Below are 12,235 nucleotides of genomic sequence, written 5' to 3' on the forward strand. Positions count from 1 at the left end.
AAATGGCCGATCAGCCGCTCGATCGTCGCGGCCTCGAACAAGTCGGTCGCGTACTCGACCCGGCCGGACAAACCCTGCGGGGTTTCCGTCAATTCCAGGGTCAGGTCGAACTGGGTCGTGCCGTTACCGGCCTGGCTCGGCTCCGGGTTCATCCCCTGCAAATGCAGCGGATCCTCCGGGGTGTTCCGAAACACGAACATGACCTGGAACAGCGGATTGCGGCTCAGATCGCGTTGCGGGTGCAGGGCCTCGACCAGTTTTTCAAACGGGATGTCCTGGTTCGCGTAAGCGCCGACCGTCACTTCCCGAACTTGCGCGAGCAGTTCCCGGAACCCCGGATTACCGGACAGGTCGATACGCAACACCAGCGTATTAATAAAAAATCCGATTGAGCTTTCGAGTTCCAGACGGCTCCGTCCAGCGGTCGGCGTACCGATCACAATGTCGTCCTGGCCGCTATAGCGGTGCAACAGTACCTGGAACGCGGCCGCCAAGGTCATGAAAAAAGTCACGCCTTCATGCCGGCTCAAGGCTTTCAAGGCTTCGGCCAAGTCCGGCGATAAGCTGAAGGAGCGGTTCTCTCCGCGGTAGGACTGTTCGGCCGGACGCGGCCTGTCGGTCGGCAGCTCCAGGTTTGGCGCTCCCGATAAACGGAGCTTCCAGTAATCCAGCAGCCGGACCTGCCAGTAATCCAACAGCCGCTCCATCGACTCAATCATTTCCTGCTTTAGCTCTACCGATTCCGGAAACTGTCCGGTTACGGATTTTTGAGGCGGTTCTGGTGATCCCGTAGATGAAACAAGTAAACTCATGTTCGATATTTCCCTAAAGTGTAAGCGTTTCTTGGTATTACAGTCTAGGCGGCATAATCCTTATGACCTGTTACGTTCACCCTTGAAGACCGGTTGGTGTTGTCCATGTGCTTGCAGGATAAAATGTTCAATATATTCAATCAATAAGTGCGACTACCTATCGGCTGGAGCTGTTTTTATTTGGCGATGACGCTAGCCCTCTTTGTCTAAGCCACGACTATTAGCGTATGCTCAATAGAACACGGATGGCACGGATAGGACGGATTTACACGGATTTTTAACCCAAGCCTAATTAAATCCGTAATTATCCGTGTCATCCGTCGACTGCATGGATGCAGGAGCAATTGCCCAACCGATTCCCCGGCTGATGAAAAGCGGGGTTTTGGGCGTCGCGATAAGGCCGCTTGAATAAGCTTTGTTTTCTACCGGTAATCTGCGCGAGCCCCAAAAAGGTATCACCACTTGTCCGCCGTGTTTCTTTCGATGAATACCGGATAACTCCCGGCAACAACAAACGCTCCACATGAGAGCGCGAATTTAAAGCTGAGTTGAGCAAGCGTGTCTGCTCAAACGAAACTTATGCCCTCTGGGTATAAGAAAAGTTCTTCTATTCATATTGAATGACGTTCCCCGGTTTTAACTCTGCAGTAATGAAATTTTCATAGAATCGTGCCAGACTGTTTTGTCGCCAACCCCATCATAAAACTTATTTATCCAAACGGAAGTCACCATGACAATTAACCGCATAGCGGCCTTTTTAACGGCGCTAACCCTGTTGCTGCCTGCTACGGCCCGAACTGAGCCGGAAGGCTTGAACCGCATCGAGCATATCGTCGTCATTTATCTTGAAAACCGCAGCTTCGATAGCCTGTTCGGCGTGTTTCCCGACGCCGATGGCCTTGCCAACGCCGAAAACGCACCGCTGCAGGTAGATGACAACGGACAGCCTTATAAAACGCTGCCGGCAATAAGGAACGGCAATAAGTCTTTCCTGCCTGCCAATCTGGAGAATCGCTCATTCAATATCGCTCCCTATGCAAAGCTCAACGAAACCCATCCTGACCTGACGCACCGCTTCTTCATCCATCAGATGCAACTCAACGGCGGCCGCAACGATCGCTTTGCCCAGCTCTCCTCAGCCGGAGGGCTGGTGATGGGATACTACGATTTGTCCGGCACGGCGCTGTGGAACTATGCAAAGGAATTCACGCTGGCCGATAATTTTTTCCAGGCGGCATTCGGCGGTTCGTTCTTGAATCATCAATGGCTGATCTGCGCCTGCACGCCGGTATTTAAGGATGCGCCGGCCGAACTTCGTCAATGGAAAAACGATCCCGCCACCAGCAGGCCGATCAACGATCCGGGCGTTACCGAAGACGGTTATGCCGTCAACACCATCCAGCCGCACTTTCCCCCGTTCGATCCCGCCCACTCAAACAACCGGCTGCCTGTGCAGTATCAAGCGACTATCGGCGATCGCCTGTCGGAAAAAAATATTTCCTGGGCATGGTACGCCGACGGCTGGGACGATGCCGTCGCCGGACGGAAAACCAATGATCACTTTGCCTATCATCATCAGCCTTTTGTTTATTATGCCAATTACGCACCGGACAGCCGGGCGCGGGCCGAGCATTTAAAAGATAAGAACCAACTGTTCGCCGATCTCAAAGGCAATTTTCCGCAAGTGGCTTTCTTTAAGCCTTCAGGCAAAAAAGATCAGCATCCCGGCCACTCCAGCATCCTCGATGCCGACCGGGAAGTGAAGGAGGTCGTTGATGCTATTCAGGGCAGTACGGCCTGGCCCAACACGGCAATCGTCATTACTTATGACGAATACGGCGGTTTTTGGGATCATGTTGCACCGCCCGAGGGCGATCGCTGGGGACCGGGGACTCGCATTCCTGCCATCATCGTGTCGCCGTTCGCGAAGAAAGGCTACGTAGACCATACGCTCTACGACACCACGTCAATCCTGAAATTGATAGAAAACCGCTTCGGCTTGGCGCCGCTTAGCGGCAGGGACGCCAAGGCTAACGGTTTGGAGGGGGCGTTCGAGTTCGACCAATAAGCCTTGTTTGGAGAATATTGCCCTGCTGCGCAAGACCTGAGGAGAGAAGCCTATCGCAAGGCAGACCTTCCAAGTTTTACGACTGCCAGGGATGGCGGCCGAGACTGCTCAGGGCAGTCCTCGGCATTTCCTCCATCCATGGAAGTCAGAAGTGCTGGAGCCCGCCGGGAGCGGCTCCAGTAAAAACCTGGAAGGTCTAATAACTCTCCGTTATTCAGGCACGCGTATCTTCTTCGTGCTGTTGCAGCTTTAACCATGCTTTCCAGACCGCCAGCAGAACGGCCAAAATAACCGGTCCCAAAAAAAGCCCGATAATGCCGAAAGCCGAGAGGCCGCCAAGAACGCCGAACAGTACCACCAAAAACGGTATCCGGCCGGCACCGCTGATGACCAGAGGGCGGATCACATTATCCACAGTGCTGACTACCAATACTCCCCAGAGCATCAACCCTATGCCCTGCCAGTGCTGTCCCGTCAGCATCAGCATGATGCTCAGAGACAGCCACACCAGCGTCGCGCCGAACGGAATCATTGCTAGCAATGCAGTCACTATGCCCAACAGCACCGGAGCTTTAACACCGGCGACATAATAGCCCAATCCGGCCAGCATGCCCTGCCCCAACGCGGCAAGCACGAGCCCATAAACGACTGCCCGGGTAGTGTCCCCGGCTGCTTGCAGATAAACATGCTGATATTTTCCGAGAAAGCGTACTAAACCGCGATTCAGTTGCTTAACAGCCTCTTCGCCGTCGCGGAAACAAAAAAACACGGTAATCAGCACAACCCCCAAATTGACAATGTAGCGGCCGACGCCGCCGAGAAAACTGGCGAATTCGCCTGACCATTGCCTCGCCCAATTTGCAAATTGCGCCATCACTGCTGTTTGGTCCTCACTCAAGCGCTCCAACCATTTCTGCGCCATATTGCCCAGCCAGGGAATATCGCGGATAAAGTCCGGCAAACGGTAAGTACCCTGATTAAAACTGTTTCCTAACATTTGAAAAGCAGTTTGCCATTCATTCTGAAACATGGCGACCAGCCAGTAGAAAGTCAGGAAAATCATCATTGCAATAGCCGCTGTCATTACCGCTGCACTGAGCGCGGCATTGCCTTTGAGCCGCCGTCTTAAATAGCGGTAAGGCGGCCATGCCACATAGGCGATAATCAACGCCCACGTCAGGGTCAGCAAAAATTCACGCAACACCATAAAACCCAGCAATAAAAGGGCAGCCAGCAGAATGCCGGGAATCAACTGCCGTATCGGCGTGTTAACTATGGGATCGTTCATACCTGTGCCTCGAAAAGTGAACAGTTATATGTTAAGCCTGATTTTCAAACAATATTCATAGTTTAGCTGTTTAATATGTGGCCGATACTGTTTTTACTGGTAGATTGTAGTGATTAAGCACTGCCGTTACAGGACGGCTGCTATATAATGAAACGCTCAAATGTCAAACCGCCTGCTAATTGGAGTATTATCACTTTCTATAAGCCGGCAATTTTTGCCGGGAATATAGGTAGCCCTTTTTAACACGAACATAATACAAAAATACTGTGCTCATCCAATTTAACATCTTCGCCAACTATCCGATTAAGCCATGAATCTCGACTCTCGCACGATGCTGGTGATGATGTCCGCGTTGACGATACTGTTTTCCGGTCTTCTGACACTGGCAGGGTTACATGCCGGTAATACCCGCGGAGTACAGCACTGGGCGCTCGGCGGCTTATGCATCGGGATGGGTTTAGGGCTTTCTTATTTCCAACAGGAAATATCCGCCAGTACCTGGGTTCTGGTATTCGGCGCCACCTTGGCGATAGCAGGGATAGGCTTTCAATTCAACGGCATACAGGCATTCAAGTCCGGACACTGCAACATTTATATTCCATGGATACTGGCTGGACTGGTATTTATTCAAAACATCTGGTTTGTTATTCTCCATCCCGACGTCCATGCTCGCGCCGTCGCTAATTCGTTAGTATACTCCTTGGCTAATATAGCCTGCGCCCGCGCGTTATTCATCAGGATAGAACAACCGTTACGTACCGCGTATTGGTTTACCGGTGCATCGTTTGCGATAGTTTCGGCAACATTATTGATTAGAGGGATAGTCGTTTTTCTGGCTCCGCCAAATACTTACGGTCTTTATTCGCCAACCCCCATTAATCCGGCAAGTTTCTTTATCGGCAGCATGATGCAGATGTGTATGTCCTTTGGGTTCGTGCTGATGATCAATTACCGGCTTTCCGCAGACCTGCAAAAACTGGCATTAAGCGATTCATTGACAGGGGCGTTGAATCGGCGGAGCCTGGAACAAGAAGCGGCCCGCCTATCGGCACGGTGTACGCGGACCGGAGATTCGCTGGCCGTGATGATGATCGACGTCGACCATTTCAAGTCTATCAATGACCGTTACGGCCACCCGGTTGGCGACGAAGTTTTGAGGCGCTTGGCTGAAGTGGCGCAAAAGACGATTCGTAGCGACGATTACTTTGCCCGCTACGGAGGCGAGGAATTTTGTATTTTGTTGCCTTCTACGACAGAAAAAGATGCCTGGGTATTAGCCGACCGGCTGCGCCAGAACTATGAGGCGCAGGTTATGGAATTCGGCGATAAAGTCCTGCGCAGCACCATTAGCATTGGCGTATCGGATTCCATACATGCCGGATTGCAATTTTCTTCATTGGTCGCTGCCGCGGACCAGGCCATGTACCGCGCCAAGCAGGCAGGCCGCAACCAGGTAATCATGCATTCATTGTGCTTCAAGCCAGCAGGCTAACTGAAATCGCTAAAGATGCGGTATTGCCCGCTAATAATCGCAACCGACCGCGTGCGTATTTTTTAACAACACAGGATTCCAATGCTGAATCGCCCAGCCCAATAGCTCGGTTAACGAAGCTTCTTGTAATTCAACAGGCGGATTCTGCTTTAATAAAATCAGCAGCTGAAAAATAACGCGATCAGGCGAACTTAGATCAACCGCCATTGCCTGAGTTTGCTTGCTGAGCTTATAACCTTGCTCGTCAACAATGACAGGAACATGCATATAATGAGGCGTTGAAAGTCCCAGCAGCTGTTGCAGGTAGATCTGCTTGGGCGTTGCATCCAGTAAGTCGAAACCGCGAACGATCCGGTTAACGTGCTGCAAGTCATCGTCAATCACCACCGCAAATTGATAAGCGATAATCCCGTCTTTGCGCTTCACGATAAAATCGCCGTCCTGCTCGGCAATGTTATGCGAAATCAGGCCTTGCAGCTCATCTTGGAACGCAACGACGCGGCTATCGGTTTTGACGCGCAACGCATGAGGCGTATCAAGCGGGACTTGCCGGTCGCGGCAGATGCCGGGGTAAATATCGGCTTGCGACGGTCCGCTGTCGAAAACTGCCAACGTTTTCCTGCTGCATGTGCATGGATAGACCAGCTTGTTTTTGCGGAGATCGTCGATAACGGCGTTATAAACGTCGATATGCCGACTTTGATAATAAACTTCGCCGTCCCAATGCAAACCAAAAGTTTCCAGCGTCTTTAGAATAGTATCGGCGGAACCTTTTACATTTCTGGGAGTGTCGAGATCGTCGATGCGTAAAAGCCAAAGGCCTTGTTGTGAACGGGCTTGAAGAAAGCCGGCAAGAGCCGTGTACAGGGAACCGAGATGTAAAGGGCCGGTGGGCGACGGAGCAAACCGGCCAATAGCGGGTTGTTTATCCAGACTTAACCCATTTGTTTTTCACGAATTTCATCGAGTGTCTTGCAATCGATGCACAGCGTGGCAGTCGGTCTGGCTTCAAGACGGCGTATGCCGATTTCAATGCCGCAAGATTCGCAATAACCATAATCCCCTGATTCAATTTCTTTAAGGGCTTCATCAATTTTCTTGATCAGCCGCCGTTCACGATCACGGGTTCTTAATTCCAGACTGAATTCCGACTCCTGAGACGCTCGGTCATTAGGATCAGGAAAATTAGATGCGTCATCTTGCATGTGATGCACAGTGCGATCAACCTCATGCATTAATTCGCCTTTCCAGTTTTTCAGAATAGTCTCAAAATGCTCCAATTGGGCATTACTCATATATTCTTCGCCTTCTTTTTCTTGATACGGCTTAAAACTGAAAGGTGATGCGCCAGTTTTAGAACTATCGGTCATCCATTAACTCCTAAGACAAGATTAAATAAAACCGCGCATTTTTAGCAGAATAGCAAACGGATAGCAAGGTTTATTGGTATCATGCGAATCTTTTGTGACTAGTATCGACATTATGAGCAAACGGCTGGCAGGACGGACTCTGGGTATCTCACCCTTTTATGTAATGGAATTATTGCGACGCGCAAAACAACTGGAAACTCAAGGCAAAGACGTTATTCACATGGAAATCGGCGAACCCGATTTTGCTACGCCGGAGACTATTGTCGAAGCCGGCATTAGACAACTTCAAACCGGCGAAGTGAAATATACCCCGGCTGCGGGACTGCCCGAGCTGCGTGAGAAAATAGCCGAGTTTTATCAACAACGTTATTCGGTAACAGTCGACAAAAAGCGTATTTTTATAACGCCGGGAGCTTCCGGAGCCTTTCTATTGGCGCTTGGAGCCAGCCTTAATCCGTCGGAGGAATTACTGATGGCGGACCCGTGCTATCCCTGCAACAGCAATTTCGTTAAGTTGTTCGACGGCAAAGCCAGAACCGTTGCCGTCAATGCCGACAGCCGTTATCAATTGACTGCGGCGCTAATCGAGCGGCATTGGCATGAAGCGACTAAAGGCGCGTTGATTGCATCGCCGTCGAATCCGACCGGCACCATTATTGCTCCGGATCAATTAAAACAAGCCATTCACACCGTTAACGCGTTAGGTGGCTGCTTTTATTCCGATGAAATTTATCATGGCCTAGTTTACGGCGAAAAAGCTTCGACCGCATTGGCTTTCAGTGACAATGTATTTGTAATCAACAGTTTTTCGAAGTATTTCGGCATGACCGGCTGGCGCGTCGGCTGGCTGATAGTGCCGGAAGAGTTTGTCGATGCGACCGAAAAACTGGCGCAAAATATATTTATCGCCACCGCAACCCACTCGCAATACGCTGCAATAGCCGCATTCGACCCAATCACGCTGGCCGAGCTTGAACTTAGACGCGCCGAATTTAACAAACGGCGCGATTTTCTTTACGACGCATTGTTAGGCTTGGGTTTCGATATTCCGATTAAACCGGACGGCGCGTTTTATATTTACGCCAACTGTGCGAAGTTTACCGATGACAGCTTTCAATTCGCGATGGATTTGCTGGAGGCGGAAGGCGTCGCCATAACGCCGGGCAAGGATTTTGGGCTTCATGAAGCTAACCGCTACGTCCGCTTTGCTTATACGACATCGATAGCTAGAATGGCTATCGCGATGCAACGATTAGAACGATTTATTAGCCGGGGATAACTATGTCCATCAAACAAATATCAGCGACTGAATTACAAACCAGGATTCAAAACGAGCCGCATCTCTTTCTATTGGATGTCAGGGAAGCCAATGAATTTGAATATGCCCGCATAGCGAACAGCGTCCTGATTCCGCTTAATCAAATTCCGCAAAGATTGGACGAGCTGGACCCCGAACAAGAAATAGTAGTGATTTGCCACCACGGCGTACGCAGCCGGCAAGCCTGCATGTACCTTATCCATTCGGGCTTCAAGAACGTTATCAATTTAACCGGCGGAATCGACGCGTGGTCTTGCGAGTGCGATAGTTCGGTGCCGAGATATTAAGCCGCGAAACCCGGACGTTCAAATCCGTACAGCCAATGCCTAACTATTAACTTGGCCTTGTTTATCATGGTGCGAACCTGAAGCCCACATAAAAAACCGATATTTCACGTATTACATAATCCGTTGATTATTAATTATTTTTATTGCCTCAAAGAAATAACTTAAAATGTTTCCGGCAGATGCTTTGACCGGTTCGCAAATATTCGGCTTTTCGGCCGTTAAATTCAACCGGTTAAGCCTACGCCGTCGCGCCTCGTGTAGGCGCGTGGATTGAAACGCGGCAGCCATAGCGAAACTGATTTTGCATGCCAATGTCGCGCCTCGTGTAGGCGCGTGGATTGAAACCTGCCAATGACGGAGTAGAGTCTTTGATATTTGTCGCGCCTCGTGTAGGCGCGTGGATTGAAACTGTTATCCATGAGTTACCCCCTGCCCTAACAGGTCGCGCCTCGTGTAGGCGCGTGGATTGAAACTCGATGTAGCCAACCAAGCGTTTTGTGGCTCTATGTCGCGCCTCGTGTAGGCGCGTGGATTGAAACCGCCGAACAAGCACGCAACTTGGCACGAAGGCGTCGCGCCTCGTGTAGGCGCGTGGATTGAAACAAATTGTTCTGCCATAATGTTGCCTCTAATAGACGTCGCGCCTCGTGTAGGCGCGTGGATTGAAACGCCTGTCGATGCATCTATGTTACCAGTAGAAAGGTCGCGCCTCGTGTAGGCGCGTGGATTGAAACTGTCAACATCACTGCCGGCCCATTTTAGCGGCTGTCGCGCCTCGTGTAGGCGCGTGGATTGAAACTTGTGGGGCGCTCAATACAAAGAGAGCCGGACCGTTGCGCCTCGCCTAGGTAAAGTGCATGGTCCGCCAAAACAAAAAAGGCCCGGCATTCCTGCCGGGCCTTCCGTATCGCAATAAATCCTTACGCTACGTCAACTTTTGCCATATGGGCGATCAATTCGACAACCTTATTCGAATATCCCCATTCATTGTCGTACCACGACACCAGCTTTACAAAATTGTTGTTCAACGCAATACCGGCTTTTGCATCGAATATCGAGGTGCGGGGATCGTGGATGAAGTCGGATGAAACCACTTCGTCTTCGGTATATCCAAGAATGCCCTTCAATTCATTTTCGGAAGCTTTCTTAATGACAGCCTTGATTTCATCATAGCTGGCGGCTTTTTCAAGGCGAACCGTCAAGTCGACAACGGATACGTCGGCGGTGGGAACCCTGAACGCCATGCCGGTAAGCTTGCCGTTCAATTCGGGAATAACCTTGCCAACGGCCTTGGCGGCACCGGTTGAGGAAGGGATGATATTGAAACCGGCGCCGCGCCCGCCTCTCCAGTCTTTCTTTGAAGGGCCGTCAACCGTCTTTTGAGTGGCGGTTACCGAGTGAACGGTCGTCATCAGGCCTTCCACGATGCCGAAATTGTCGTTGACGACTTTTGCCAGCGGAGCAAGACAGTTTGTAGTGCATGATGCGTTTGAAACAACGTTCATGTCCTTGGCGTACTTGTCTTGGTTAACGCCCATCACAAACATTGGGGCATCCGCCGAAGGAGCGCTAATGATAACTTTCTTGGCTCCACCCTTGAAGTGAGCGGAAGCCGTGTCGACAGTAGTAAATACACCGGTCGATTCAACAACGTACTCGGCACCGCATTCGCTCCATGGAATCTCTTCCGCCTTCATGGATGCATATACGCTTGTAGCCTTACCATTGACTATCAATTTACCGCCTTCGATATCAACCGAGCCTTGGAATTTGCCGTGCACGGTGTCGTAAACCAGCATATATTTCATGTACTCAAGATCGATAAACGGGTCGTTGATCCCTACTATCTCGACTTCGGGATTGTCGATCGCGGCCCTGAAAACAAGCCGTCCTATACGACCAAAACCGTTAATGCCTACTTTTATCGCCATAATAAATCTCTCCTAAAATGTTTAATACTGCGTATTTTAAAATCATGCCTGGAACAGCCGCTCGTTAACAGTAAAAATGCTTCCGAACCGCTTCCCAGATCGGCGAGAACATCCCTCACGCAGACACAAGAAATTTCTCAAACAACATCCGGGCAGCTTTGCAACTAACAAAGCCGCCCGGATGTTTATAAATTTATTTAAAAAAACCGCTCTGTTTGAATCTTTCCCAGCGCCTTTTAAAGCCTTTCCTGTCGACCAGGTAAGCTATAAGCATCAATAAAACAGGCCAAAACATGAAGGCCAGCAATTTAAGTCCGGTTCCAATATCCATAATCCCCTCCTCGCGCTGCTATGCATAGTTTGGTTATTAAAACTTGTCATGCCGACGGTTATCGACCGATCAAGATTAACAGAAAAACTTACGTTGTCGCTTGGTTTTCTCGCTTGAATATCAGTTCAGCATCTCCAACGCCAGCTGAGCCATATTCTTTGAGCCGCCGCCCTGCCCCAACTGCTGTTTAACATGCATCAGGTTTTCGCGCATTTGCTCGGCATAAGCCGTATCGGTCAATATCCGCATTATTTCTACAGCCAGGTTTTCGGCTGTCGCGTCGTGCTGAATCAATTCCTTTATGATACGTTTAGCGGACACAATATTCGGCAAACCGATGAAAGGCGTATTGACCAGCCATCGCCCCAGCCAATAGGTGACCGACGAAAGCTTGTAGGCAATCACCATCGGCACGACCAGCAAAGCAATTTCCAATGTTGCCGTGCCCGACGTCGTCATCACCGCATCGCAACATTGAATCACGTCGTAAGGCTGGTTTTTTATTACCTTAATAACAAGCGGCGACTGTTGCAGATATTCTTCAAGCAGTGCGTCACCGATTGAGTCGGCTTGCGGCAAGATAAACTGGGTTTCCGGCAAACCGGCCTGTACTTTCCCGGCGGCGGCCAGCATAACCGGCAGCATGCGCTTGATTTCGTTCGCGCGGCTGCCCGGCAATAAACCAACTACCGGTTTGTTCCGGTCCAGTCCGAAACGGGCTAAATCTTCATCTTTGCTGTGTCGGGCATGAACTTTATCGACCGAAGGATGGCCTACGTAGCGCACCGGCACGTTTTCGGCATCGTAATAAGCCGTCTCGAACGGGAATATCACCGCCATCATGTCGATGACTTTGCCGTAAGCTTTTACCCGCCCCGGCCGCCATGCCCAGACCTGGGGACTCACATAAAACAAGACCTTAATGCCTTGTCGTTTGGCGTAGCGCGCCAGCTTGAAGTTGAATTCCTTGTAGTCGACGCACACCACCAAGTCGGGGCGCTCGCTTGAAACTAACTGTTGCATCAACTTTAACGCGCGGCGAATTTCGCCATAATGCTTGATCACTTCAACAACGCCGATAACCGCGATATTAGCCGAATCGTAACGAATATCGATGCCCGCCTGGGCCATTTTGGCGCCGCCCATGCCAATGCCTTTAATGTCCGGCTGCTGTTTTTGCAGCTCCAGGAACATATTCGCGGCGTGTTGATCGCCGGACGATTCTCCGGCGCTGAACAGGATTTTTAAGGGTTTATGTTGCAAGATTTCAAGCTCAGGTAGGGTAGCGTATCTTTGTAGCATTTATAAAGTGGTACGCACAGCGTACCCTACATCATC

At 50.5% G+C, this 12,235-nt stretch carries 11 protein-coding genes and 1 CRISPR repeat array; of the genes, 4 read left to right on the forward strand and 7 right to left on the reverse strand.

The genetic code is table 11. The features are described 5' to 3' along the window. The coding region (locus EKO24_RS08065) for a condensation domain-containing protein (RefSeq protein WP_241674436.1) at positions 1–812 on the reverse strand (812 nt) is incomplete at its 3' end. Positions 813–1,542: 730 nt separating this feature from the next. Between EKO24_RS08065 and EKO24_RS08070 the strand changes: the two genes are divergently transcribed. Then, positions 1,543–2,880 (forward strand): alkaline phosphatase family protein, encoded by a 1,338-nt coding sequence (locus EKO24_RS08070; protein WP_127030269.1) that lies wholly within the window; start codon positions 1,543–1,545, stop codon positions 2,878–2,880. A gap of 214 nt (positions 2,881–3,094) precedes the next feature. On the opposite strand, the gene EKO24_RS08075 is transcribed toward EKO24_RS08070, so the two are convergent. Continuing rightward, positions 3,095–4,168: an AI-2E family transporter gene (locus EKO24_RS08075; protein WP_143733200.1), complete on the reverse strand. Its 1,074-nt coding sequence runs from the start codon at positions 4,166–4,168 to the stop codon at positions 3,095–3,097. Positions 4,169–4,478: 310 nt separating this feature from the next. Between EKO24_RS08075 and EKO24_RS08080 the strand changes: the two genes are divergently transcribed. Further along, positions 4,479–5,660: a GGDEF domain-containing protein gene (locus tag EKO24_RS08080; protein ID WP_127030271.1), complete on the forward strand. Its 1,182-nt coding sequence runs from the start codon at positions 4,479–4,481 to the stop codon at positions 5,658–5,660. 30 nt (positions 5,661–5,690) lie between these two features. Here EKO24_RS08080 and gluQRS read toward each other — a convergent pair whose 3' ends face one another. Then, complete coding sequence (gene gluQRS, locus EKO24_RS08085) at positions 5,691–6,593, reverse strand: tRNA glutamyl-Q(34) synthetase GluQRS (RefSeq protein ID WP_127030272.1); 903 nt, start codon at positions 6,591–6,593, stop codon at positions 5,691–5,693. A gap of 2 nt (positions 6,594–6,595) precedes the next feature. Then, a complete protein-coding gene (dksA, locus tag EKO24_RS08090; RefSeq protein ID WP_127030273.1) occupies positions 6,596–7,030 on the reverse strand; it encodes an RNA polymerase-binding protein DksA in 435 nt (144 codons plus the stop codon). Between the two features lie 112 nt (positions 7,031–7,142). Here dksA and EKO24_RS08095 point away from each other — a divergent pair, with 112 nt between their 5' ends. Together EKO24_RS08095 and EKO24_RS08100 are read left to right on the forward strand one after the other, a co-directional pair. Continuing rightward, positions 7,143–8,309, forward strand: a complete 1,167-nt coding sequence (locus EKO24_RS08095; RefSeq protein WP_127030274.1) for a pyridoxal phosphate-dependent aminotransferase — start codon at positions 7,143–7,145, stop codon at positions 8,307–8,309. Between the two features lie 2 nt (positions 8,310–8,311). Continuing rightward, complete coding sequence (locus tag EKO24_RS08100; RefSeq protein ID WP_127030275.1) at positions 8,312–8,635, forward strand: rhodanese-like domain-containing protein; 324 nt, start codon at positions 8,312–8,314, stop codon at positions 8,633–8,635. 245 nt (positions 8,636–8,880) lie between these two features. Further along, positions 8,881–9,434: a CRISPR direct-repeat array (repeat unit 32 nt; unit sequence GTCGCGCCTCGTGTAGGCGCGTGGATTGAAAC). A 121-nt stretch (positions 9,435–9,555) separates the two neighbouring features. Here the strand turns inward: EKO24_RS08100 and gap are convergent. The 3 genes from gap to lpxB form a co-directional block, all read right to left on the reverse strand. Continuing rightward, entirely contained in the window at positions 9,556–10,566 is a 1,011-nt protein-coding gene (gene gap / locus EKO24_RS08105; protein WP_127030276.1) for a type I glyceraldehyde-3-phosphate dehydrogenase, read from the reverse strand. Positions 10,567–10,759: 193 nt separating this feature from the next. After that, the gene (locus EKO24_RS22635; RefSeq protein ID WP_162853340.1) at positions 10,760–10,897 is read right to left on the reverse strand and encodes a hypothetical protein; all 138 of its coding nucleotides are present in this window, start codon (positions 10,895–10,897) and stop codon (positions 10,760–10,762) included. A 120-nt stretch (positions 10,898–11,017) separates the two neighbouring features. Beyond that, the gene (gene lpxB, locus EKO24_RS08110) at positions 11,018–12,199 is read right to left on the reverse strand and encodes a lipid-A-disaccharide synthase (RefSeq protein WP_127030277.1); all 1,182 of its coding nucleotides are present in this window, start codon (positions 12,197–12,199) and stop codon (positions 11,018–11,020) included. Positions 12,200–12,235 lie beyond the last annotated feature (36 nt).

It is taken from the genome of Candidatus Methylobacter oryzae (assembly GCF_003994235.2).
Taxonomy (GTDB): Bacteria; Pseudomonadota; Gammaproteobacteria; order Methylococcales; family Methylomonadaceae; genus Methylobacter_A; species Methylobacter_A oryzae.

Bases quoted from the DNA above. Each gene is read 5' to 3' on its own strand.
- lpxB (WP_127030277.1), bottom strand. From the start codon at position 12,199: ATGCTACAAAGATACGCTACCCTACCTGAGCTTGAAATCTTGCAACAT.
- EKO24_RS08075 (WP_143733200.1), bottom strand. From the start codon at position 4,168: ATGAACGATCCCATAGTTAACACGCCGATACGGCAGTTGATTCCCGGC.
- gap (WP_127030276.1), bottom strand. From the start codon at position 10,566: ATGGCGATAAAAGTAGGCATTAACGGTTTTGGTCGTATAGGACGGCTT.
- dksA (WP_127030273.1), bottom strand. From the start codon at position 7,030: ATGACCGATAGTTCTAAAACTGGCGCATCACCTTTCAGTTTTAAGCCG.
- EKO24_RS22635 (WP_162853340.1), bottom strand. From the start codon at position 10,897: ATGGATATTGGAACCGGACTTAAATTGCTGGCCTTCATGTTTTGGCCT.
- EKO24_RS08070 (WP_127030269.1), top strand. From the start codon at position 1,543: ATGACAATTAACCGCATAGCGGCCTTTTTAACGGCGCTAACCCTGTTG.
- EKO24_RS08100 (WP_127030275.1), top strand. From the start codon at position 8,312: ATGTCCATCAAACAAATATCAGCGACTGAATTACAAACCAGGATTCAA.
- EKO24_RS08095 (WP_127030274.1), top strand. From the start codon at position 7,143: ATGAGCAAACGGCTGGCAGGACGGACTCTGGGTATCTCACCCTTTTAT.
- EKO24_RS08080 (WP_127030271.1), top strand. From the start codon at position 4,479: ATGAATCTCGACTCTCGCACGATGCTGGTGATGATGTCCGCGTTGACG.